The 23,621-nt window shown below is 61.6% G+C and carries 20 protein-coding genes; 13 read left to right on the forward strand and 7 right to left on the reverse strand.

Going from position 1 to position 23,621, the window contains the following annotated elements; all coding sequences use genetic code 11:
* Positions 1–10: 10 nt before the first annotated feature.
* Together NR164_RS24770 and NR164_RS24775 are read right to left on the reverse strand one after the other, a co-directional pair.
* Entirely contained in the window at positions 11–1,003 is a 993-nt protein-coding gene (locus tag NR164_RS24770) for a transporter (RefSeq protein ID WP_057005713.1), read from the reverse strand.
* A gap of 114 nt (positions 1,004–1,117) precedes the next feature.
* Positions 1,118–2,011: a helix-turn-helix domain-containing protein gene (locus NR164_RS24775; RefSeq protein WP_057005712.1), complete on the reverse strand. Its 894-nt coding sequence runs from the start codon at positions 2,009–2,011 to the stop codon at positions 1,118–1,120.
* Positions 2,012–2,215: 204 nt separating this feature from the next.
* Between NR164_RS24775 and NR164_RS24780 the strand changes: the two genes are divergently transcribed.
* The 4 genes from NR164_RS24780 (at position 2,216) to NR164_RS24795 (ending at position 6,708) form a co-directional block, all read left to right on the forward strand.
* The gene (locus tag NR164_RS24780; RefSeq protein ID WP_256823375.1) at positions 2,216–3,055 is read left to right on the forward strand and encodes an SDR family NAD(P)-dependent oxidoreductase; all 840 of its coding nucleotides are present in this window, start codon (positions 2,216–2,218) and stop codon (positions 3,053–3,055) included.
* Positions 3,056–3,170: 115 nt separating this feature from the next.
* A complete protein-coding gene (locus tag NR164_RS24785; protein WP_256823376.1) occupies positions 3,171–4,919 on the forward strand; it encodes an FAD-dependent oxidoreductase in 1,749 nt (582 codons plus the stop codon).
* Positions 4,919–5,251: an NIPSNAP family protein gene (locus NR164_RS24790; protein ID WP_057005710.1), complete on the forward strand. Its 333-nt coding sequence runs from the start codon at positions 4,919–4,921 to the stop codon at positions 5,249–5,251. Before NR164_RS24785 ends, NR164_RS24790 begins: the two co-directional genes overlap by 1 nt.
* Positions 5,252–5,334: 83 nt before the next feature.
* Complete coding sequence (locus NR164_RS24795) at positions 5,335–6,708, forward strand: aromatic acid/H+ symport family MFS transporter (RefSeq protein WP_256823377.1); 1,374 nt, start codon at positions 5,335–5,337, stop codon at positions 6,706–6,708.
* A 26-nt stretch (positions 6,709–6,734) separates the two neighbouring features.
* Here NR164_RS24795 and NR164_RS24800 read toward each other — a convergent pair whose 3' ends face one another.
* The 5 genes from NR164_RS24800 to NR164_RS24820 all read right to left on the reverse strand — a co-directional run bounded on the left by NR164_RS24800 (position 6,735) and on the right by NR164_RS24820 (position 12,712).
* Positions 6,735–8,291 (reverse strand): methyl-accepting chemotaxis protein, encoded by a 1,557-nt coding sequence (locus NR164_RS24800; protein WP_079444308.1) that lies wholly within the window; start codon positions 8,289–8,291, stop codon positions 6,735–6,737.
* A gap of 352 nt (positions 8,292–8,643) precedes the next feature.
* Positions 8,644–8,877: a hypothetical protein gene (locus NR164_RS24805; RefSeq protein WP_026140102.1), complete on the reverse strand. Its 234-nt coding sequence runs from the start codon at positions 8,875–8,877 to the stop codon at positions 8,644–8,646.
* 396 nt (positions 8,878–9,273) lie between these two features.
* Positions 9,274–10,080 carry a sulfite exporter TauE/SafE family protein gene (locus tag NR164_RS24810; RefSeq protein WP_017847582.1) on the reverse strand — a complete coding sequence of 269 codons (807 nt, stop codon included), beginning with the start codon at positions 10,078–10,080 and terminating at the stop codon, positions 9,274–9,276.
* Between the two features lie 28 nt (positions 10,081–10,108).
* Entirely contained in the window at positions 10,109–11,779 is a 1,671-nt protein-coding gene (locus tag NR164_RS24815; protein ID WP_017847581.1) for a bifunctional protein tyrosine phosphatase family protein/NAD(P)/FAD-dependent oxidoreductase, read from the reverse strand.
* Positions 11,780–11,833: 54 nt separating this feature from the next.
* Positions 11,834–12,712 (reverse strand): MBL fold metallo-hydrolase, encoded by an 879-nt coding sequence (locus NR164_RS24820; protein ID WP_017847580.1) that lies wholly within the window; start codon positions 12,710–12,712, stop codon positions 11,834–11,836.
* Positions 12,713–12,954: 242 nt separating this feature from the next.
* Here NR164_RS24820 and NR164_RS24825 point away from each other — a divergent pair, with 242 nt between their 5' ends.
* From NR164_RS24825 to gspF, 9 genes are all read left to right on the forward strand, one after another.
* Positions 12,955–14,286 (forward strand): sigma-54-dependent Fis family transcriptional regulator, encoded by a 1,332-nt coding sequence (locus NR164_RS24825; RefSeq protein ID WP_046382748.1) that lies wholly within the window; start codon positions 12,955–12,957, stop codon positions 14,284–14,286.
* Positions 14,287–14,445: 159 nt separating this feature from the next.
* Positions 14,446–14,622, forward strand: coding sequence for a cytochrome oxidase putative small subunit CydP (cydP, locus tag NR164_RS24830; protein WP_017847578.1), 177 nt, complete (start codon positions 14,446–14,448; stop codon positions 14,620–14,622).
* Positions 14,619–16,190 carry a cytochrome ubiquinol oxidase subunit I gene (locus NR164_RS24835; protein WP_256823378.1) on the forward strand — a complete coding sequence of 524 codons (1,572 nt, stop codon included), beginning with the start codon at positions 14,619–14,621 and terminating at the stop codon, positions 16,188–16,190. The genes cydP and NR164_RS24835 overlap by 4 nt, the downstream gene beginning before the upstream one ends.
* Complete coding sequence (gene cydB / locus NR164_RS24840) at positions 16,183–17,319, forward strand: cytochrome d ubiquinol oxidase subunit II (protein ID WP_256823379.1); 1,137 nt, start codon at positions 16,183–16,185, stop codon at positions 17,317–17,319. The genes NR164_RS24835 and cydB overlap by 8 nt, the downstream gene beginning before the upstream one ends.
* A 22-nt stretch (positions 17,320–17,341) precedes the next feature.
* Positions 17,342–17,464: a cytochrome bd-I oxidase subunit CydX gene (gene cydX / locus NR164_RS24845; protein ID WP_017847575.1), complete on the forward strand. Its 123-nt coding sequence runs from the start codon at positions 17,342–17,344 to the stop codon at positions 17,462–17,464.
* The gene (locus NR164_RS24850; RefSeq protein ID WP_017847574.1) at positions 17,461–17,748 is read left to right on the forward strand and encodes a cyd operon YbgE family protein; all 288 of its coding nucleotides are present in this window, start codon (positions 17,461–17,463) and stop codon (positions 17,746–17,748) included. The genes cydX and NR164_RS24850 overlap by 4 nt, the downstream gene beginning before the upstream one ends.
* A 176-nt stretch (positions 17,749–17,924) precedes the next feature.
* Positions 17,925–20,315, forward strand: coding sequence for a TonB-dependent receptor (locus NR164_RS24855; protein WP_256823380.1), 2,391 nt, complete (start codon positions 17,925–17,927; stop codon positions 20,313–20,315).
* Positions 20,316–20,702: 387 nt separating this feature from the next.
* Positions 20,703–22,412: a type II secretion system ATPase GspE gene (gspE, locus tag NR164_RS24860; RefSeq protein WP_169884468.1), complete on the forward strand. Its 1,710-nt coding sequence runs from the start codon at positions 20,703–20,705 to the stop codon at positions 22,410–22,412.
* The gene (gene gspF, locus NR164_RS24865; protein ID WP_079444303.1) at positions 22,409–23,611 is read left to right on the forward strand and encodes a type II secretion system inner membrane protein GspF; all 1,203 of its coding nucleotides are present in this window, start codon (positions 22,409–22,411) and stop codon (positions 23,609–23,611) included. The genes gspE and gspF overlap by 4 nt, the downstream gene beginning before the upstream one ends.
* Positions 23,612–23,621: the final 10 nt, after the last annotated feature.

The raw sequence follows: 23,621 nt of genomic DNA on the forward strand, positions 1-23,621 counted from the left end.
ATCACCTCAGTCAGAACTTGTGAACGTAGCGGACCTGCACGGCGTAATCCGTCTTGCTGCGGTTTTCCACGCCGGTCTCTTTATAGGTATTGAGCCAAAAGGCCTGGTCTTCGGTCATTTTCCAGAAGAGGCCGGGGCCAATGCCCAGTACTTTTTCCCGAGAATTGCTCAGGCGGTCGCCGTTGACCTGGTCATCGGAAATCTGCCTGAAGTAATAGCCGTTGATCCCGACTGAAACCTTCGGGAACACCTCATACGAAGCCGTAAAGTTGGCCCACGCCGATTGACCCGATTGGGTGTCGTGTACCGGCCGCCCTTCAAAGAACTGCGCCGAACTGCTTGCCGGGTCGTTGTTCTTGAAGTTGTACAAGTAATTCAAGCGCCAACTCACTTCCCAGCGCGGCGCCGGCATCAGGGTCGCGGCCCAGTAGGGGTTGAAGGAGAAGTAATTGGAGCCGGGATTCAAGTCCTTGTGTTTGTCGTACTTGCCGGTGGGCAGGATCGTATCGAAGGCCACGCGCTGCACAAACACCGGCCGGCCTTCGGCGTTGACGATCGGATCGAACTGGATCTGCGGGCCGACAGTGACGTCGCCCAGGCCGACGCCGTTGTCCTTGAGCTTTACGCCGTTGTCGCCAAAGTCGCCGTCCAGAGAGACCACGGGCACCAAAAGGCTCCAGCCCAAGTGCGCGCCGCCGCCGATGGTGTCGGGCGAGTAATAGCTGAATTGGTTGATCAGGGTAATGACGTTGATCTTCGGGTTATCGAAGTTGCGGTTGTCCTTGCCGCCATTGTCACGAACGCTGCTGGATGTACTGAACTTCAGATAGGTCTGATGCGTTAGCCCGGGGGGGCCTGCGAACCCATCATAAAAGCTGGTACCGCCCAGGTTGATACCGCTGGGTTGGCTCACGGAGGGGGGAGGAGGGCCCTCTGCCGCAAAGACGGCAAGTGATACGAAGCTGAGTGTCAGGCACGCTGGCAAGGATTGTGTCAGTCTCATTGACGTCGCTCTATTATTGGAGTTGTGAGCTGGGGTAGCTTCCCCTGGCGCTTCAACTTTAATTCTCGAGCTTTCGGGTTGCTTGAACACAACGGTCAGAGTTGACTGAGAGCGTCACGTTGCGTGACGTGTGGCTTGGGTTTGAAGGCGGAATTCACTCGGGCTGCACTGGGCGTGCTTGCGGAAAAAGCGGCTGAAGTAACCGACATCGGAAAAGCCCATGCCATGGGCAATCTGCTTCACGCTTTGGGCCGAATGGGCCAGCTCGCGTTTGGCTTCGAGGATCAGCCGGGCGTTGATCAGGGTCATGGGGGTCATGCCGAGTTGTTCGTGGCACAGCCGGCCCAATGTGACGACGGTGACCCCCAGGAAACCGGCATAGTCATGCAGCGAAAGATGCTCGCGAAAGTGCCTGTTCACCAGCTCGCGAAAGGCAATGACCTGCTGGCTGCGTCGATCATGACGGTGTGCATGCAGGTCGTGGCTGTACTCGCTCAGGCGCAGCATCTGGATCACCAGCGCCAACAATAACGACATGCTGCACGCGATGTGTTCCCGACCGCGTCCGTGGTATTCGCCGTACAACGCCCGATACAGAGGCTCCAGCGGATCATCGGCCGGCGCCCAGTGCGGCAGGGCGACTACGCAGGGTTTCTGGATCTGCGGTAACAGGCCAGGGGAGAGCACTTGGACGATGCTTTCCAGCGGGTGTTGGACGGCGGTGATCACATGCCCTTCGACCCGGCCGTGCCAGGCGAAGCCATGCACGATCTGCTCAGGGATGAACAGCAGGCACGGGGCCTTGACCTCGACCCGCTGGTTGTCCAGCAGCACCTCGCCTTCGCCGCTTTGCAGGTACAGCATCTGCAACAACCCATCGTGGCGATGAGCGGCGATCTCCCAGTTATAGGCGCCGGAGCGCAGGGAGATTGACTCGACATGCAGGGAGTCGTGCCATATCGGCGCCGCCGCCTCGCCGTACAGGGCATAGCTGGGAATCTTGTTCATTATTCTTATGGTCTACAGGCACGTGTTTTCTACCTTAGCGAAGAATCCGCGCGTAGGGCAATTTGCCGCTGATTTGTCGTAAAAGTCTCTACGGTTGAAGGTTTTGTCCATTCTTGTGAGTCGTCCCACGCTTCTATGCTGAGCCTCGCCTGCTGCTTGCCATGCAGTGGGCGAACTGTCTTGAAATGCGTGTTGGAGATAACAATGAATAATAACGACCTGCCGAAAAACTGGCTGAACCTCGAGGCCAAAGTCTGTGTCCTCACTGGCGCGGCTGGCGGTATCGGCGCTGCGATCGCCGCCGCGCTGGTTAGCCAGAATGCCCATGTGGTGCTGCTCGATCGCGACGAACGGAAATGCCGTGAACTGGCCGCCGAGCTGGCGAAAAACAGTGAAGCGGATGTCTCGGTGTTGCACTGCGATATTGCCGATCCCTTTAGCGTGCAACAGGCCGCGGAGCAAGTGCAGGCGCTCCATGGGCGTTGCGATGTGCTGATCAACAACGCCAGCGTGCTGCAGGCCGGGGCACTTGAAACGCTGACCCTGGACGAATGGAACCAGGTGCTGTCGGTCAACCTGACGGGCTATCTGCTGTGTGCCCAGGCGTTCGGGCGCCTGATGCTGGCCCGACAAAGCGGCAGCATCGTGCATATCGCGTCAATCGCCGCGCATTACCCGCAAACCTTCAGCGGTGCCTACAGTACAGCCAAGGCCGGGGTCGCCATGCTTTCTCGGCAGATAGCGGCGGAGTGGGGGCCGCGGGGCATCCGCAGCAATACCATCTGCCCGGGCCTGATCCGCACGCCGCTGTCGGCAGCGTTCTACGCCGATCCCAAGGTCGAGCAAGAGCGCAAGGCGATGACCGCCAACCAGCGGATCGGCGAGCCGCAGGACATAGCCGATGCCGTCCTGTTCCTTGCGAGCCCGCGGGCAGGTTATGTCAACGCTGCCGAGTTGACCGTCGATGGAGGCCTGGAAAGTATGTTGATGGCGTTGATCCCTCGCCCCGGCTACGAATCACCCACGATCAGCCGCCAGGCCTGACCTCCGTTCGGCCGATGACGGTCGACTCCGAATCCCCCAGCGAACCCTCGCCTGTCGTGCGGTCGATGGCGACGACGGCTGCCGTTCGGCTGGCTTTTACCGAGTGAGACTGACTATGACGACGACAACAACCGCGGCGATCCGCCGGTGCGACGTACTGGTGATCGGCGCCGGTGCCGGTGGCCTGGCGACCGCCATTGCGGCGCGCAAGCAGGGGCTGGAAGTCATTGTGATTGAAAAGGATGCGTTCTTCGGCGGCACCACCGCCTTCTCGGGTGGGGTGCTGTGGATTCCCGGCAATGCCTTGTCCCAGGCCAACGGCATCCCGGACAGCCGCGAGGCCGCGCTGACCTATATGAAGCACGAAACGGGCGATTTCTACGATGCCGAGGCCGTCGATGCATTTCTCGATAACGCGCCGCGGATGATCGACTTTTTCCAGCGAGAGACCGAGGTCCAGTTCGTCCCCACCCTCTATCCGGACTATCACCCGGACGTGGCCGGTGGCGTCGATATTGGCCGTTCGATCCTCGCCGCGCCTTTCGACATCCGCAAGCTTGGGGCCGACATGGCACGCCTGCGGCCGCCGCTCAAAACCATCACGTTCATTGGGATGATGTTCAATTCGTCGAATGCCGACCTCAAGCATTTCTTCAATGCCACCAAATCCCTGACCTCATTCCTCTATGTCGCAAAGCGCTTGATGACGCATGCCAAGGAGTTGCTGCTTTACCGGCGCGGCATTCAGGTGACCAGCGGCAATGCCTTGGCCGCGCGGCTGGCGAAATCGGCACTGGACCTGGGGATTCCGATTCTGACGCAAACCAGTGCGCAGCAATTGTTGAAAAGCGCAGACCGGGTCAATGGCGTGGTCGCTCAGACCGCGGGCGGTGAAGTGCGGTTTGAAGCCCGCTACGGTGTGGTGCTGGCCAGCGGCGGGTTTTCCCATGATCTGCAACGGTTGAAGCAGGCCTATCCCCATGTGCGCCGCGGTGGCGAGCATTTCTCCCCGGTGCCGCAGACCAACACCGGAGATGGCGCACGCATGGCCGAGGCCTTGGGCGGCACCGTCGATATACGGCTCAAAGCGCCTGCTGCCTGGATGCCCGTCTCGAAAGTGCCGATGGGTAACGGCAGGTTCACCGCCTTCCCGCATCTGCTCGATCGCTACAAGCCCGGAGTGATCGGCGTGACCCGCAATGGCCAACGGTTCACCAACGAGTCCAACTCGTATCACGACGTGGGCGCGGCAATGATTGACGCCTGCGCCCACCAGGCTGAAACCGCCATGTGGTTGATCTGCGACCGCCGGACCATGGCCAAGTACGGGCTGGGTTATGCCAAGCCGGCACCGATGCCCCTCGCGCCATTGCTGCGCAACGGTTACCTGCACAGCGGCAGCACCCTGGCTGAATTGGCGCGCAACGCCGGGCTCGACGTGGCCGGCCTGGAACAGACCGTGCGTGACTACAATCGCACGGCGGGGCAGGGCGTGGATCAGCAGTTCGGCCGTGGCAGCACCACCTTCAACCGCTACCTCGCCGACCCGCAGAACCTGCCGAATCCGTGCGTGGCGCCGATTGGCGAAGGCCCTTACTACGCCCTCAAAGTGATCATGGGCGACCTCGGCACCTTCGATGGCATCAACACCAGCGTGCGCGGCGAAGTGCTCAACCAACAAGGCCAGGCGATCGATGGGCTTTACGCGGTGGGCAACGACCGGGCGAGCATCATGGGCGGCAACTATCCCGCTGCCGGGATCACGCTCGGGCCGATCATGACCTTCGCTTATCTCACCGGCCTGCACCTGGCTCGCGTGGCTGCAGAAAAAGCCTCGGGCACCCCCCAGCAGGAGGTGGCCTGATGATTCACAAACCGGTCATCGATCACCGCATCTACACCATCCGTCCACGCGGCATGAGCGAGTTCATCGAGGTATTCGATCGTCTGGCAATGCCGATTTTGCTGGAGCATCTGGGCGCGCCCCTGGGTTTTTATACCAGCAGCATCGGCCCATTGAACCAAGTCGTTCACCTCTGGGGCTACGACAGTCTCGATGACTTCGAGCGCCGCAGCCAGGCGCGGGATGGCGACCCCCGCTTCCCGGCCTACCTGCAAGCATCGGCGCATCTGATCCTGGCTCAGGAAACCCGGATTATCCGTCCGGTGCGGTTCAACAGTCTCGGCAGCGCTTGAGCCGCCGGTCGCGATCCTCGTTTCACCCCAATAAAAAAGCGGGCGCAGTGGTTGGGCGCCCCCACAACACAGAGGTGACTTTCATGCTGACAACTCAACCCATCGACATCCAGGCGCTGATCAACAGTCGCGCCATTGGCGGCTTTCAGAAGTGGGTCGTATTTCTCGGTTTCCTGATCATCGGCCTGGATGGCTTCGATGTGGCAATCATGGGCTTTATCGCACCGCAATTGAAAATGGACTGGGGCTTGAGCCACCAGCAGTTGGGCCCGGTGTTGAGTGCGGCGGTGATTGGCCTGGCTGTCGGTGCGCTGGTCGCGGGGCCGCTGGCCGACCGTTACGGACGCAAGATCGTGCTGGTGAGCAGTGTGTTCATGTTTGGTCTGTGGACGCTGGCGACGGCGTTTTCCCCGGACATCAATACCATGGTCGTACTGCGCTTCATGACGGGCTTGGGGCTCGGCGCGGCCATGCCGAATGCCAGCACCCTGGTGTCGGAGTACGCGCCGCAGCGCAGTCGTTCGTTCCTGATCACGGTGGCGTTTTGCGGGTTTTCCTTGGGCGCCGCGGCAGGCGGCTTTCTGTCAGCCTGGATGATTCCGGCCTTCGGCTGGAAAAGCATGCTGATCCTGGGCGGTGTCTTGCCCCTGCTGGTGGCGCCGCTGCTGTATTTCAAACTGCCTGAATCGGTGGCCTTCCTGGTCGCCAGGCAGGCGCCGAACGCGTCTATCCGCGCCATTGTGGAAAAACTCGCGCCGGGCGTCAGCGACGCGAAATCGACCTTCTGCCTGCCGGCTCATCCGCTGATGCGCGCTTCGGCGATGCAGATCGTATTGTCCCCGTCCTATCGCTTTGGCACGTTGATGTTGTGGAGCGGTTATGTCCTTGCGTTGTTTCTGGTCTACCTGTTCAGCGGCTGGTTACCGACCCTGGTGAAAGAAGGCGGCGGTTATAGCGTCGCGGACGCGGCCATCGTGACCGCAATGTTCCAGATCGGCGGACCCGCAGGCGCGCTGTGCGTCGGTTGGGTAATGGATCGCTGGAACAAATACCGGGTGCTGATGGCGGTGTTCATGTTGAGCGGTGCGGTGATCTATGCGATCGGCCAGGCCACGGGGCACTTTGTGCTGCTGTGCTCGATTGCCTGGATGGTGGGGTTTTGCCTCAATGGCGCGAGCGTCGGCATGAATGCGCTGGCCGCCACGTTCTACCCCACGCAGGCGCGAGCAACCGGCGCCAGTTGGATGAGCGGTATCGGTCGTGTTGGCGCGATCCTCAGCGCCTTTGCCGGCGCGCAGATGCTGAGTTGGGGCTGGACCTTCGCGCAAGTGTTTGCCGCGCTTGTGGTGCCTTCCGGTCTGGCGGCCCTGGCGATTTATGGGCTGGGCCGCAGCGCCAATAGGGTGTTTACCGATCGACCGGTGGTGTCTGTGCCACCGCGCCGGACGAATCTGTAAGCACCGATATTGGCGATCCGCCGCACCTAGACCTTGAAACGCTCCACCAGCCGTTCCAGCTCATGTCCCAGCCGCGCCAGTTCGTTACTCGACGCGGCGGTTTCCTCGCAGGTGTTGGCCGTCTGGTCGGAGATGTCGCGAACGTTGATCACGCTGCGATTGATCTCCTCGGTGACGGCGCTTTGCTGTTCCGCCGCCGTTGCAATCTGCTGATTCATGGCCTGAATGATCGAGACCTTGCTGGTGATGTTCTCCAGTGCGCTGACGGCACGGTGGGTGCATTCCACGCTGCTTTCGCTCAGCAACAGGCTGCTTTCCATGCCCGAGGCCACGGCTTGGGTGCCGCTTTGCACACCGGCGACCAGGCTCTCGATTTCTTCGGTGGAGCGCTGGGTGCGCAGGGCGAGGTTGCGCACTTCGTCGGCCACCACCGCAAAACCACGGCCGGCCTCTCCGGCGCGGGCGGCTTCAATCGCGGCGTTCAGCGCCAGCAGGTTGGTTTGCTGGGCGACGGCTTTGATCACGTCCAGGACACCGCCGATTTTATCGCTCTGTTCCTGGAGGTGGCGCACAGCGTCTGCCGACTGGTTGAGTTCTGTCGCCAGGCGCTGGATCTGCTCGATGGCTTCACCCACGATCTGCTCGCCCTCGCTGGCTTGCTGATCGGCGGCCGAGGCAGCGACGGAAGCTTCCTCGGCGTTGCGTGCGACGTTGTGGACGGTGGCAGTCATCTCGTTCATTGCGGTGGCGACATGATCCGTTTCGGCTTTCTGGGTGCTGATCCCCGAATTCGTTTGCTCGGTCACCGCCGACAGTTGTTCGGCCGCGCTGGCAACCTGAATGACGCCGGATCGAATGCCATCGATCAGCTCATGAAGGTTGAGCATCATCTGCTGAAGGCCCGACTGCAGTTGGCCCAGCTCATCGCGCCGGGTCACCGTCACATGCTCGGTCAAATCGCCCCGGGCAATGCGGTTCACCGCCTGGAGTGTGTGTTGCAGTGGATTGACGATTTGCCGTGTGATCACCCATGCGGCGAGCGCGCCCAGCAGCAGCGCCAGGGTCGCGACGAGGCTCAGCGAGGCCTTGGCGGACGCGGCATCGGTATCGCGTTTGGTGTTTTGCGATTCAATCAGCTTTTGTGTGGTGTCGAGCAACACGTCGCCCAACTGGCCCATCCGTTTAAACAAGGCCGCCTGGTCAATGTTGGGGGTGGCCAATTCATGCAGCAGTTGCCCGTACCCTTTGACTGCATTTTCCTGCTGTTGAATCAGGTTTTGATCCTGTGGGTCGACGAACGTATCCCCGATACTGTCCAAGTGGGCTGCGAGGCGATCCAGGGTTTGCTGCAGCGGTTGATAGGCATCCGGTTGGGTGTTCGTACCGATGCGCAAGCGAATGATCCGCAAGTCTTTGGTGTAATCGCTGACCTGAGCAATTTCCTCAACCTTGAGCCCGCGGTCGGTCAATGTCACCACTGCGTACCAGCCGGTCGCGGCCAGCAACAACGCAAGCCCCAGTACCAGGCCGAATCCCAAACTTAATTTAGCACTGACTCGGATATTGCTGATCCAGCCGAACATATGGACTCCAGTGAGTAACTCAGGTTGATTGATCCTTTATCATCTGAATGTCGACCATCCCTCCCAATGCTTTAGCACTAGTGTGACGGTCAGGCTGATCCAGATGGCAAATCGGGCCATGTATGAAAAATATCAGGATGCGAGGGAGATTGATTGGCGGTGCGACTGAAAGGATACAGCTCCACGTCTGTCGGGCGTTGGCGGAGTTGTCGGCTATTCAACTAAGGTGGCTTTTTCGACACGCGTAGTGCGGCGTTGTACTTTAGTCGAATATTCAGCTGGCCCGAGTTCTGGCGGGCGCTGTTTTCGGCGCGCGAACGACCGAAAAGAGTGCAGGGCCGTACTGATAAGCCTAGATCTTGATCGCTTTTTTCAGATAGGAAAACAGCTGGTCCTGGCAGGCCCTGTATTGATTTTCAAGGTGTTCCACTTCCCACATGCGAGCCAGCCATACCTCATCACAGGCCGCTTCCAAATGATTGACAGTTGTCATCCAGGCGGTTTGGGCGTTAGCCGTCGCTTGGAGTAATTGCAACAGCTCCTCATTTATCGGAAGGGTATTCGGTGAAGAGGGGATGGGCGACATTCAAAGTACCGGGGATCAATTTTAATAGTGGATGGTTTTTCTATTACACACTATAAAACGCTGTCCGCGAAAGGCAGTATTCGACTAATGGCTAACGGGTGAGGCGGTAAAGTTCAATTCCTTTGGGGCGCATATTCATGCGATTTATAATGTTGCGCGCGCACTTATAGTATTTTCTCGGATTAAGCCAGTGATTCGATTCAGTCGATAAGTTGGATATTTATTTAGCCTTTATCTAATAACGTGCCGCGCGGGTACTTGTATCTTGGCGGCCCGGGTGATCAACGGCTGCCACGATGGCCCGCCAATGCCCACGCCTGCCAGGCACGACCGAAGCGTGACGTTGAACCCTGACAGGCGTGTTTCACGCACGCCTGGAAAGTCGGGAATCCGCGCTCATGATCCAAGCGCTTTGACCAGCAGGGCCACCGCCACCAGCATCGACACGGCGGCAAATCCGCGTTGCAAGTGCGGGCCTGCCAGCCGCGCCGCGATCAGGCGCCCGCCGGCCATTCCAAACAAGGCGCCCACGGAGAACGGCAGGGCCACGGCCCACTGCAAATGCCCGGCCGCCGAACTGGCGGCCACGCCGGCCATCGACACCAGCGCAATCACCGCCAGCGACGTCGCCAACACCGACTGCGCGGTCAAATTGGTGTAGCGCTGCAGCGCCGGCACCATCACAAAGCCGCCACCCACGCCGAGCAACCCCGAAAGCCCGCCCGCGATCACGCCCGACACCGTGAGCGCCCAGGCGCACGGCGCCGTCCAGTTCAGCTTGCCGCGTTGGGCGTCCAATACACAGGGCGGCGGTTTGGTCGCGACGGCGGCCTTCGACGCCGGGGACGGCGGCAACGACCGTTTGAATACCCGGAACGCCACGTACATCAGCACGCAGGCAAACAGGATCGTCAACGGGCGATTCGGCGTGCGCTGCGCCAACCACAGGCCCAGCGGCGAGCAGATGATCCCGGCGGTGGCGATCAACAGCGCCGCCTTGTAGCGGACGGTGCCGTTTTTCAGGCCCATCACCGCGCCCAGCGTCGCGGCCAGACCCACCGCCAACAACCCGATGGGCCCGGCCTCGGCCATGCTCAAGCCCGCCCCAAACACCAGTAACGGCACCGCGAGTATGCCGCCGCCGGCGCCGGTCAGGGCCAGAATCACGCCGACTGTCAGCCCGAGCAGTAAGACGATGATCATCTCAGTCTCCTTGCGTTCAGCGCTGATTTCATTGGTCGGTCAACTCGGGTTTCGCCAGCCATTCGCGGCCCTTGAGCATACCCTTCCAATACAGCGGCGGAAGAATCCGCTCTTTGAGCAGCCACGCCAGCCGGGAAGGGCGGGTGCCGTCGATCAGCCATGACGGGAAGCTGGGGGCGACCTTGCCGCCATAGGTGAACTCCGCCAGGACGATCTTGCCGCGCTCCACCGTCAGCGGGCAGGAGCCGTAACCGTCGTACTGCGCGCAACCGTTGGCCTTGCCCATGGCCGCCAGCACGTTATGCGCCACCACCGGCGCCTGCTTGCGCGCAGCGGCCGCGGTCTTGGCGTTGCTCGTGTTGGCCGCGTCGCCCAGCGCATGGATATTGGCAAAGGTTTTGTGGCGCAGCGTGGCGGGGTCGACATCGATCCAGCCGGCCGCGTCAGCCAACGGGCTGACCCGAATGAAGTCCGGCGCGACCTGCGGTGGCACCACATGCAGCAAATCAAACTCACGGGTCAGCACACGAGGGCTGCCATCCGGGTTCACGCCGCTGAACGTGGCCGTCCGCGCCGGGCCATCGACGCGGGTGAGGGTGTTGCCGAAATTCAGGTCGATGCCGTAAGCGGTGACGTATTCCATCAGCGCGGGCACATAGTCGGGAACCCCGAACAGCACCGCGCCGGCGCTGTAGAACTCGATCTCGACGGCATCCAGCACACCGCTGCGTTTCCAGTGGTCGGCCGATAAGTACATGGCTTTTTGCGGCGCCCCGGCGCATTTGATCGGCATCGGCGGCTGCGTGAAAATCGCCCGGCCACCCCGCAGTTGCTGGACCTTTTCCCAGGTATAAGGCGCCAGGTGATACAGGTAATTGGAGGTCACGCCATTGCGGCCGAGGGTCTCCGACAACCCCTCGATGGCATGCCAATCGAGCTTCAGGCCGGGGCACACAATCAGTTGCTCGTATTTGACGACTCGGCAGCCATCCAGAATCACCGCATTTCGCTCGGGTTCGAAAGCCGCCACCGCCGCCTTGATCCAATGCACGCCGCGGGGCAGGGTGGTGCCCATGGTGTGCGCCGTTTGGCGCGCATCGAACACACCACCGCCGACCAGCGTCCAGCCGGGTTGGTAGTAATGCACATCGGCCGGGTCGACGATCGCAATGTCGAGCCCTGGCGCGCGGGCCAGCAGGCTGGAGGCGGTGGCGATACCCGCCGCGCCGGCACCGATGATGACCACGGTATGTTGTGCTTCGGCCACTTCGACCGGCGTGCGGCCCTGGTTCGCGATCCGCCGGATCACGCCTTTCATATCGAAGCCGGCTTTTTTGGCGCTTTCGACGATGTGCGGCAGGTCGTGCTGACCTGCTTGCGACAGCGCCCACATCGTTGTCGAGCGCATCCCGGACCGGCAATAAGCCAACACCGGTTTGGGCAGCGTTTCCAGCAACTCGCCGAAGGCAATTCCCTGCTCGTCGGTGACTTTGCCCGACTCGGCGGGAAGGTAGTGCGCTTCGATGCCGACCGCGTCGGCGGCGCGTTTGATTTCGGCAAACAACGGTTGGTCACTGCCTTCGCCATCGGGGCGGTTGCAGATGACGGCACGAAAGCCGGCGGCTTTCAGTTCGGCCAATTGGCTGGGGAAAATCTGTTCTGATACTGATAAAGCAGGCGCAAGGCGGCGGATATCCATAAGTGTCTCCGTTATGGGTATTTTTCTTATGATTTTTTTAGGGTGGGGGGAATGTCAGGCGACGTTGAGTGGGATTTTCAGGTAGCGAATCCCGTTCGATTCAGGCTCGGGCAAATGCCCGGCTCGCATGTTGACCTGGACCGAGGGCAGGATCAGGGTCGGCATGTCCATCGAGGCATCCCGCTTGGTACGCATCGCCACGAACTCCTCCTCACTGATGCCATTACGCACATGCACGTTCTGCTCGCGCTGTTCGGCAACGGTGCTGACGAATTGCACCTCGCGGCCGCCCGGCTGGTAGTCGTGGCACATATACAGCAATGTATCCGCCGGCAGGCTCAACACTTTGTTGATTGACTGGAACAGCGTGCGCGCATTGCCGCCGGGGAAGTCACAGCGGGCGGTGCCGTAGTCGGGCATGAATAGCGTGTCGCCGACGAAGGCCGCCGTTTCGCTGCCATCGCTGACGACATAAGTCATGCAGGCCGGCGTATGGCCGGGTGTATGCAGTGCGGTGCAGTGCAGCGTGCCAATGCTGAACGACTCGTCGTTGACGAACAGGTGATCGAACTGACTGCCATCGCGGGGCATATCGCTACCGGCATTGAACAGCGTGCCGAAGACCTTTTGTACCGTCGAAATCTGGCTGCCGATGCCGATCTTCCCGCCGAGCTTTTCTTTCAGGTAGGGCGCGGCGGTCAGGTGGTCGGCGTGGACGTGGGTCTCGAGAATCCACTCGACCTGCGCATTCAGCTCGCTCACCCGCGCGATCAGGCGGTCGGCGGACGTGGTGGCGGTGTGGCCGGATTTAGGGTCGTAATCCAATACGCTGTCGATGATCGCGCAGTGGAGGGTGGTCTCGTCCAGTACCAGATAGCTGACGGTGTTGGTGGCAGAGTCGAAGAAGCCTTCGACGTGAAGTTTGACGCGCATGAACTGTCTCCTTAGGGGGGGCTTTTTTTTCGAGCCGCTTAGACTAAGGACTGACATAGCAATAAGTTTGCCAGGCCATGGTTTTGCCGAAATAGCCTAATATCCAATTGATTTTATTGGGCTTTGTGTTTCTGTATAGGGGTATTCAGGCCTGTATCTGGGGGATTCTTCTGCCATTGGCAGTGCCTTGACAGAGGTGGCAGTGCCACAACAGGATGGAAAAATGGATTCCAGGAGCCATGATGAAGACTTTTCTGCCTACCCCAGCCAACGCCGTCCCACACCCGGATCAAGTGCAGTCGCTTGTTTCGTTTCTGGAACACGAACCCAATCCGATGATCGTGCTCGATCCGGACTACAACATCCTGGCAGCCAACACGGCCTATCAGCGCCAGTTCGGCAGCGCTGACAAACCCTTTATCGGTCATAAGTGTTATCAGATCTCACACCATTACGACGTCCCTTGTGACCAGGCGGGTGAGAATTGCCCGATGAAGAAGGCCCAGGAAAAGCGCGGGCCGGATCGTGTCTTGCACATCCACCACACGCCTCGGGGGCCTGAGCATGTCGACGTCGAATTACGGCCGATCCTCGACGAACATGGGGTGATCACCGCTTATGTTGAGCGCCTGACGCTGGTGCGCAGCGCCTCGGCGCGGCCGAGCAACGAAGGGCTGGTCGGCTGTTCACCGGCCTTCAACCTTGCCCTGTCGGAACTGCAGCGGGTGGCGCCGTCCATGCTGCCGGTGCTGCTCCTGGGCGAGTCGGGTACCGGCAAGGAGCTGTTCGCGCGCGCCGTCCATGAAACCAGCGAACGGGCCAGCGGGCCGTTTGTCGTGGTGGATTGCTCGGGCTTGACCGAAACACTCTTTGAGAGCGAGCTGTTCGGCCATGAAAAAGGCGCCTTCACCGGCGCCATCACCCGCAAGCCCGGCTTGGTCGAAACCGCCCAGGGCGGCACATTGTTCCTGGATGAGATTGGCGATGTGCCGTTGGCCATGCAGGTCAAACTGTTGCGCCTGATCGAATCGGGCACCTATCGCCGGGTCGGCAGTGTCGAGACCTTCCACGCCAATTTCAGGTTGATTGCCGCCACCCACAAGCCGCTGGAAAAAATGATGGAAAAAGGCGAGTTCAGGCAGGACCTGTACTACCGCATCAGCGCCTTCCCCATTCATTTGCCGCCCTTGCGCAACCGGGTAGAAGACATCGCCTTGCTGGTGAATTCATTCCTGCAACGGCGTGGTGCCGGCAAACGTCGACTGACCATCGATGCCGAAGCCCTGGCAGCCCTGCAGCAGTACTCATGGCCAGGCAATGTGCGTGAGTTACGCAACGTCCTGGAAAGAGCAAGCCTGTTCGCTGACGATGGGGTCATCCGCGCCATCCATTTACCCCAAGCCTCCGTGGCGCCGCCACCTCAGGCTGCGGTTGCGGTTTCGACGCCGTTCGACGGCAGCACGCTGGCGCAGGCCCTGGCCACATTCAAAGGCACCCGCAGCGAACTGGCCAAGCACCTGGGGATCAGCGACCGGACCTTGTACCGGCGCCTGAAGGAACAAGGCCTGGCCTAACCCTCTACGACTGCCAGTGACTGCCAAGCTGCCAGACTGGCAGCGCATTGACCAGCAGCGGTGCGCCAGGGCTACCGCTAAAAAACTCATAACCAATTGTTTTATAACGATAAAAATAGAAGATCTGGCTTTGGCATGCCCTGTGCTTAGTGCATAGACATGACTATTTCCGACAAACGCCTACTACGCCATCTACTCACCGCGGTGCTGATCAAGCTCGTGCTGCTGAGCGTGCTGTGGTGGCTGTTCATCCGGGATTCGCACGTCAGTGTCGACCCGAACATCGTCGGCAACCGTTTCGGTGTACCCACCTCGACTCAAGGGGCAAGCAAGTGATCTCAGAACAACTGGTGGATTTGTCACGGCTGCAGTTCGCAGCCACTGCGCTTTACCACTTTCTATTCGTACCGCTGACGGTTGGCATGGTGTGGCTACTGGTCATCATGGAAAGCGTCTATGTGATGACCGGGAACGTCATCTGGAAGGACATGACGCGCTTTTGGGGCAAGTTATTCGGCATCAACTTCGCCCTGGGGGTGACAACCGGTATCACCCTGGAATTTCAGTTCGGCACCAACTGGGCGTACTACTCGCACTACGTGGGCGACATCTTCGGTGCCCCGCTGGCCATCGAGGGCTTGATGGCGTTCTTTCTCGAATCGACCATGATCGGTCTGTTCTTTTTTGGCTGGGATCGCCTGAAGAAAGAGCACCACTTGCTGGTCACGTTGCTGATGGCCATCGGTACCAACCTGTCGGCGCTGTGGATTCTGATCGCCAATGGCTGGATGCAGAACCCGGTCGGCTCGGAATTCAGCTACATCACCATGCGTATGGAGATGGTTGATTTCTGGGCCGTGGTATTCAACCCGGTGGCTCAGGCCAAGTTTGTACACACGGTGTCTGCCGGTTATGTCACCGGTTCGATGTTTGTGTTGTCGATTTCCAGCTGGTACTTGCTCAAAAATCGCGATGTCGAGTTCGCCAAGCGCAGTTTCCGGGTGGCGGCGGCGTTCGGCCTGGCCTCGGTGCTGAGCGTCATCGTGCTGGGGGATGAGTCGGGTTACACCGTGGGTGAGGCGCAGCAAACCAAGCTGGCGGCCATGGAAGCCATGTGGGAAACCAAGCCCGCGCCAGCCGGCCTGACCTTGCTGGCCAGCATCAACGAAGCCGAGTCCAAGAATAATTGGGAAGTCGATGTGCCGTGGGTGATGGGCTTGATCGGCACGCGCTCGGTCAGCAAGCAGATCCCAGGCATTCATGACATCAAAGCGAAAAACCGCGCGCGCATCCTGCGTGGCATTACCGCCGTCAATGCGCTTGAAGCCCTGCGGGCCGATCGCACCGATAAGGCGGCGTTCGATACCTTCGAAGAGTACAAAGCGGACCTCGGCTTTGGCCTGCTGCTGAAAAAGTACGTTGAAGACGTCAACCAGGCCACGCCGGAGATCATCGACAAGGCGATGAACGACACCGTACCGCACGTGACCCCGATGTTCTGGGCGTTCCGGGTCATGGTCGCGCTGGGTTTCGCCATGCTGTTGCTGTTCGGGCTGGCCTTCTGGAGCACCTTGAAGTCGGTCTGCACACGCCGCCGCTGGCTGTTGCGTTGGGCACTCTGCATGCTGCCGGCGCCTTGGCTGGCCTGCGAGCTGGGCTGGTTCGTCGCTGAATACGGCCGTCAACCCTGGACCATCTACGGCGTGCTGCCCACTCACATGAGTGTCTCCACCCTTAGCGTCAATAACCTCTATGGCTCGCTGGCAGGCTTCGTCGCTTTCTACACCGTGCTGCTGGTGGTTGAAATGTTCCTGATGGTCAAGTTCGCCCGCCAAGGGCCGGGCAGCCTCGGAACCGGCCGTTATGCTTACGATGCCAACATGAAGGAACTCCATCATGCTTGATTACTTCACCCTGAAACTTATCTGGTGGGCACTGGTCGGCGTACTGCTGATCGGCTTCGCCATCATGGACGGCCACGACATGGGCGTCGGCACCTTGCTGCCCTTCGTGGGCCGCTCGGACGTGGAACGCCGCGTTGCGATCAACACCGTAGGGCCGCACTGGGACGGCAACCAAGTGTGGTTCATCACCGCGGGCGGCGCGCTGTTCGCCGCGTGGCCGGTGGTGTATGCCACCGCGTTCAGCGGGTTTTATTGGGCGATGATTCTGGTCCTGTGGGCGCTGTTCTTCCGCCCGGTGGGGTTTGACTATCGCAGCAAGATTCACAACGCCAAATGGCGCAGCACCTGGGACTGGGGGCTGTTTGTCGGTGGGGCCGTGCCGCCGCTGGTGTTCGGCATCGCGTTCGGCAACCTGTTGCAAGGCGTACCGTTCCACTTCAACAACATGCTGGTATCGACTTACACCGGGAGTTTCTGGCAACTGCTGAACCCCTTTGCGCTGCTGACCGGTGTGGTGAGCAGTGCAATGATCACCCTGCAAGGCGGTACCTATCTGGCGCACCGCACTGAAGGCGTGATCCAGGCCCGTGCCATCAAGGGCGGGGTGGGCGCGGCGCTGGTGCTGCTGTGTACATTCGTCATTGCCGGTGTGTGGTTGCAATCGATCGACGGCTATCGCATCACCTCGGTGGTGGATACCGCCGGGCTGCCGGACATTCTCAACAAAACCGTGGTACGCGAAGCGGGCGCCTGGATGGCCAACTATGGTCATTACCCTCTGCTGTGGCTGCTGCCTGCGCTGGGCCTGGCGGGCGCCGCCGGTGCCGCGTTGTTGATGCTGATGCGCCGCACACTGGCCGCGTTTGTCGCCTCGTCGCTCGCGGTGGTCGGTGTGATCAGCACCGCCGGTGTGTCCATGTTCCCGTTCGTCATGCCGTCTTCGACCGTGCCTGCGGCCAGCCTGACCGTGTGGGACAGCGTGTCCAGTCATCTGAGCCTGGCGATCATGTTCTGGGCCACGTTGATCTTCATGCCACTGATCGTGATCTACACCTCGTGGGCCTATCGCGTCATGCGCGGCAAGGTCACCGTGGCACAGATCAAAGCCAACGAACATTCGGCCTACTAACGCCATCAGAGGAGCAAAGACTATGTGGTATTTCGCCTGGATGCTGGGAGTCGGTTTCGCCTTGTTGCTGGCCATATTGAATGCGATGTGGGGCGAGAACGAAGCGGGGCGTGCCCTGAGCGACCGTGAGGAGCCGCGGCCATGATGCCGCGTGTCGCCGAGGCTCCGGCGCCCTCACGCATTCACCCGCTGAGCTTGCTTATCGCGATCGCGATCATGCTGGTGTGTACGCTCTATCCGCCCCTGATGGCCACCCCGGACGGCAAAGCTGATCATGGGCTGGCAATGGCCTTGTTCGCGGCGATGAGTGTGGCCTTTGTGCGGGGCGTGGGGTTCGTGCCGCGTGCGCGCGTGTGGCGCTGGCTGTTCTCGGGCTGGACCTGCTTTGCCGCGCTGGCACTGGCTGGCTGGTTGAAGTTCCTGCACTGAAAACGGACGATCCCGACACCACCGTGGCGGCTCTGCGCGGCGCCGGGATCGTCGAGTCAACCTGTCGGTTGATTGAGCCTTAGTGGTTATTTGCTAGAAAAAGCGCGGAAGCCTGTCCCTTTTTTTCACCTCGCCTGTCATTCCAGGTAAGTGAACAAAATCGAGAGCTTCCGCCCATGCCCGCCGTCCGCCCCTTGCTCAAACTGAGCCTGATGCTGAGCCTCAGCGCCAGCCCACTGTTTACCCCGATCAGCTATGCCGAAGACACCGCCACCCGCCGCAGCTACCAAGTGCCGGCCGGTAGCCTGGGCGCCGCGCTGACCCGTTTCGCCGGGTTGTCGGGGGTCAACCTGGCGGTGGACCCGGCGCTGGTCAGTGGCCGCGGTAGCAGTGGTTTATCCGGCGAGTACGCGGTGGAAGAAGGTTTTGCCCGCCTGCTGCAAGGTTCCGGCCTGCAACTGCAGCCGATGGGGGAGCAGGCCTACATGCTGGTGCCGGTGCCGCAGGGCAGCAGCCTGCAACTGGCGCCGACCGCCATCCTCGGGACCCGCAGCGAAGCCGACGGCGATATCTACGCCGGTGGGCAAGTGGCGCGACGCGGTTCGCAGGGCCTGCTGGGCTCGCGGGACTTCATGGACACGCCCTTCAGCATGACCACCTACACCCAGGCGGCAGTGAAGAACCAGCAGGCGCGGACCCTCGGCGACCTGATCGCCAGCGACCCGTCGGTGCGCGCCACCAACCCGGCCGGTGGGCGCTATGAACAGTTCACCATTCGCGGGTTCAGCCTGTTCAACAGTGATGTGGCCTACAACGGCCTGTACGGCGTGTTGCCGACCTACACCATCGACATGGAAATGGCCGACCGCGTCGACATCGTCAAAGGCCCCAGCCAATTGATCAACGGCATCTCGCCGCGCGGCAGTGTGGGCGGCGGGATCAACGTGGTGCCCAAGCGCGCCACCGACAAGGACATCACCTCGTTCACCGGCACCTGGGCCTCCGACAGCCAGGCTGGCGGCGCGGTGGACGTGGGCCGGCGTTTCGGCGAGGACAACAAGTTCGGCCTGCGCTTCAACGGCGTGAAACAGGCCGGTGACACCGAGTGGGATCACCAGCGTGTCGACCGTGAAATGGCCGTGCTGGGCCTGGACTTTCGTGGTGAGCGCCTGCGCCTTTCCAGCGATATCGGCCACACCGAGCGCGACACCAACGCCCCGCAGGAGCGCGTGCAGGTGGCCGCCGCGGCCCCGGTGCCAAGCGCCAACGATGTACGCCGTAACTACGCGCAGTCGTGGAGCAAGGCCAGCACCAACGACACGTTCGGCACGCTCAATGCCGAGTTCGACCTCAGCGATAACCTGATGCTCTACGGCGGTGTCGGCGCGCGAAAAAGCAACCACGACTTCCTGCGTCACGCCGTTTCCGTCAGCAACAGTGCAGGGGATTTCAGCGTGCAGCCGCGCGACTTCAGCCGCGATGAAAATGTGCGTACCGCCACGGCAGGCGTGCGCAGCGGGTTCCATACCGGGCCGGTGAGCCACGAGGTCAACCTGGCGGCCAGCTACTTCTACATGGACTTCACCAACGGCGGCGCACGCTATGCGGCGGCGCCGAGCAATCTTTACAACCCGGTGCAAACACCGACGCCGTCCACCGCCATCCGCCAGGATGCGCAGGTATACACCGAGAATAAATTCAGCGGCGTGGCGTTGTCCGACACCCTGGGCTTTTTCGACGATCGCCTGCTGCTGACCCTCGGCGCACGCTGGCAGCGGGTGAAGGTGGATGACTGGACCAACAACGTCAAAGGCGACACCGCCTACGACGAAGAAAAAATCTCGCCGTCCGGCGGCATCCTGTTCAAGGCCACCGACGCGCTGTCGCTGTACGCCAACTACCTGGAAGGCCTGAGCCAGGGCAAGGTCGCGCCTTCCACCTCGGTCAACGAAGATGAAATCTTCCCGCCGTTCATCAGCCGCCAGGTGGAAGTCGGCGCCAAATACGACGCCGGTGCGTTCGCCGTGACCGCCGCGGTGTTCCGCATCAAGCAGCCGGCCTATGAAACCAACGCCACCTCGCGGGTGTTCGGCCCCAACGGCAAGCGCCAGAACGACGGCGTGGAACTCAGCCTGTTCGGCGAACCGCTCAAGGGCCTGCGCCTGCTGGGCGGCGTGATGTACATCGACAGCGAATTGACCCACACCACCAACGGCACGTTCGACGGCAACCGCGCCCCGGCCACGCCCAAGTACAACGTCAACCTCGGCGCGGAATGGGACGTGCCGCGCCTCGAAGGCCTGACCCTGACCACGCGCGGGATCTACTCCAGCTCGCAATACCTGGACCAGGCCAACGCCAAGGAAATCGACGCCTGGAACCGCATCGACGTGGGCGCGCGGTATGCGTTCAAGGTCGATGACAAACACATCACCCTGCGCGCGAATGTGGAAAACGTCGCCGATAAACGCTACTGGAGCTCGGCGGGCGCGTCGGACGACAGTGAACCGGGGCTGACCTTGTCGACGCCGCGGACTTACCTGTTGTCGGCGACGGTCGACTTCTGACGGGCAGATCGTCTGTGTTTGCTACCACGCGGCAAACCCAGCGCTCAGCGGCAATGAAGATCAATAACAAGGTTGTTTGAAAGTTTGAGCTTGATGCGCGTCGAGGAAAAACTTCGGCGCCTGGCTCTGATTGGCGAAGTGGCTAATTGCAATTAGCTGAATCCTTGGGTGTCGGCTTGGGGGCTTTAAATCAAGGCTTTCGCGGCTGTTTCAAGGCGGTCGCAGGCTATTCTTTTCAGTTTGTTTCCCCGCTTCAGGAACTAGCGCTGGAACTTCCAGTCGATTAACCCAGTTAACTCCGACTGCGGCGTGGCGAACTAATGGCATTTTATTTTTATATCCAGTAGTTCCAAATAGCCATACTTTCTCGCAACTAGACACCCCACTATGTCGTCAATGCCCATCGATGCCTGCCATACGCAGATACCGCACACCGACCGCGTGTGCGCGTGGCTGATGCAGCACGCCGGGCTGAAAACCGTCGACCTGGAGCGCGCCCGGCGCTTGTCCCTGGACGGCAGTGACCTGCTCGGCCTGCTCACGCGCCTGGGGCTGGTGTCCGAAGTCGAACTGGCGCGTGCCTGGGCCGAGTTGCTCGGCGCGCCGCTGTTGCTCGCCGATGCCGCGCCGCCGTTGCTCGACCCGTTGCCCGCGCTCACCGAGCGCTTCATGCGCCATTACCAAGTGGTGCCCATGGGCTGGGCCCACGGCGGGCTGCGCGTGCTCGCGGCCAACCCGGCGCAGCATTATCCCTTCCAGGCCCTGGCCTACGCCTGTGATGTGCCGGTGTGGCTGGCCATCGGCCCGCGCACTGAAGTCGAGACGCTGATCGAGCGCTATTACGGCCAGGGCCGTTCCGCCATGGGCACCCTGATCGAGAACCTCGATGAGCAGGGCGGCGCGCTGGAAGATATCGAACACCTCAAGGACATGGCTTCCGAAGCGCCGGTGATCCGCCTGGTCAACCTGATCCTGCAGCGGGCGGTGGAGCAGCGTGCGTCGGACATCCATATCGAACCCTTCGAAAACCAACTCAAGGTGCGCTACCGTATCGACGGCGTGCTGCACGACGCCGAAGCGCCGCCGGCCAGTTCGTCGGCGGCGGTGATCTCGCGGGTGAAGATCATGGCGCGCCTGGACATCGCCGAGCGGCGCTTGCCCCAGGACGGGCGGATCATGCTGCGCATCCAGGGCAAGGCGCTGGACTTGCGGGTGTCCACGGTGCCGACCAGCTTCGGCGAGTCGGTGGTCATGCGCCTGCTCGACCGGCAAACCGTGCAGTTCGACTTCCCCAGCCTGGGCTTTGACGGCGAGCGCCTGGCCGCCTTCCTCGACGTGCTCGAACGGCCCCACGGCATCCTGCTGGTCACCGGGCCCACCGGCTCCGGCAAGACCACCACGCTCTACACCGCACTGGCGCGGCTCAACAGCGCCGAGCGCAAGATCATCACCGTCGAAGACCCGGTGGAATACCAGCTCGAAGGCATCAACCAGATCCAGGTCAAGCCGGCCATCGGCCTGGACTTCGCCGGTGCGCTGCGCTCCATCGTGCGCCAGGACCCGGACGTGATCATGATCGGCGAGATCCGCGACCTGGAAACCTGCCGCATCGCGATCCAGTCGTCGCTCACCGGCCATCTCGTGCTCTCCACCCTGCACACCAACAGCGCCGCCGCGAGCATCACGCGCCTGCTGGACATGGGCGTGGAAAGTTACCTGATCGCCTCGACCGTCAGCGGCATCCTCGCGCAGCGCCTGGTGCGGCGCCTGGACCCGGCGACCCGCGTCGCCTTCGAAGCGCCGCCGGAGTTGATCGAGGAACATGGCCTGCAGCGTTTCACCGATGAGCGCCCGATCCTGCTCTACCGCCCCGGCGCCGAAGGCGGCTACCACGGCCGCAGCGCGATCACCGAATTGCTGGTGATGAACGACGAACTGCGCGGCCTGCTGATGCGCCACGCCGATGCCGCGACGCTGGAGCAGGCCGCCCGACGTGCGGGCCTGCGCACCTTGCATGAAGAAGGCCTGCGCCAGGCAGTGGCGGGCGTCACCTCGCTGGAAGAAGTGCTGCGCGTCACCCGTGGTGAGGGCGCGTGAGTCTGTTCACCTTCCGTGCCCTCGACAGCCAGGGCGTGACCCAGCGCGGCACGCTGCAAGCCAAGGATCAGAGCGCCGCCATCGCGATCCTGCACAAGCGCGGCTGGCTGCTGTTGCAGATCGACGCCGCCGGCCGCCAGGGCCTGCGCCATGCCTTGCGGCGGGGGCCGTTGACGGGCGCGGCGTTGGTGAGTTTCACCCAGCAGTTGGCGACGTTGCTCGGCGCCGGTCAGCCGCTGGAACGTTCCCTGGGCTTGCTGCTCAAGCAGCCCGGCCAGCCTCAAGTGCGTGTACTGATCGAGCGTATCCGTGACCACGTCAAGGCGGGTAAACCGTTATCCGCCGCGCTGGAAGAAGAGGGCAGCACCTTTTCCCCGCTGTACCTGAGCATGGTGCGTGCCGGTGAAGCCGGCGGCGCGCTGGAAAGCACCCTGCGCCAACTCAGCGACTACCTCGAACGCAGCCAGCGGCTGCGCGGCGAGGTGATCAATGCGCTGATCTACCCGGCGTTCCTGGTGGTCGGCGTGCTCGGCTCCCTGGCGTTGTTGCTGGCGTATGTGGTGCCGCAGTTCGTGCCGATCTTCCAGGACCTGGACGTGCCGATTCCGTTGATCACCGAAGTGATTCTGGGCCTCGGCCAATTCCTCGGCGCCTACGGCCTGCTGCTGTTGGCCGGGTCGAGCGTCGCGCTGGGCACCCTGGCGGCACGCCTGCGCGACCCCCGGCGCCGCGAACGCTACGACCGCCGCCTGCTCGGCCTGCGTGTGCTCGGCCCGCTGTTGCAGCGGGTCGAAGCGGCGCGCCTGACACGCACCCTGGGCACCTTGCTGAGCAACGGCGTGGCCTTGCTGCCTGCGTTGGTCATCGCCCGACAGGTCTGCACCAACCGCGCGTTGCAGGCCCAAGTGGCCGAGGCCGCCGAGTCGGTGAAAGGCGGCGGCACCCTGGCCAGTGCGTTCGGTGCACAACCGCTGCTGCCCGACCTGGCCCTGCAAATGATTGACGTCGGCGAACAGGCCGGTGAGCTGGACAGCATGCTGCTCAAGGTCGCCGACATCTTCGACATCGAAGCCAGGCGCGGCATCGAGCGCCTGCTCGCCGCGCTGGTGCCGTCCCTCACCGTGGTCATGGCGCTGCTGGTGGCCGTGATCATGCTGGCGATCATGCTGCCGCTGATGAGCCTGACCAGCCATATATGAACCTTCAAGG

The sequence above is a fragment of the Pseudomonas sp. Pse79 genome, from assembly GCF_024519615.1.
In the GTDB taxonomy this organism is placed as follows: domain Bacteria; phylum Pseudomonadota; class Gammaproteobacteria; order Pseudomonadales; family Pseudomonadaceae; genus Aquipseudomonas; species Aquipseudomonas veronii.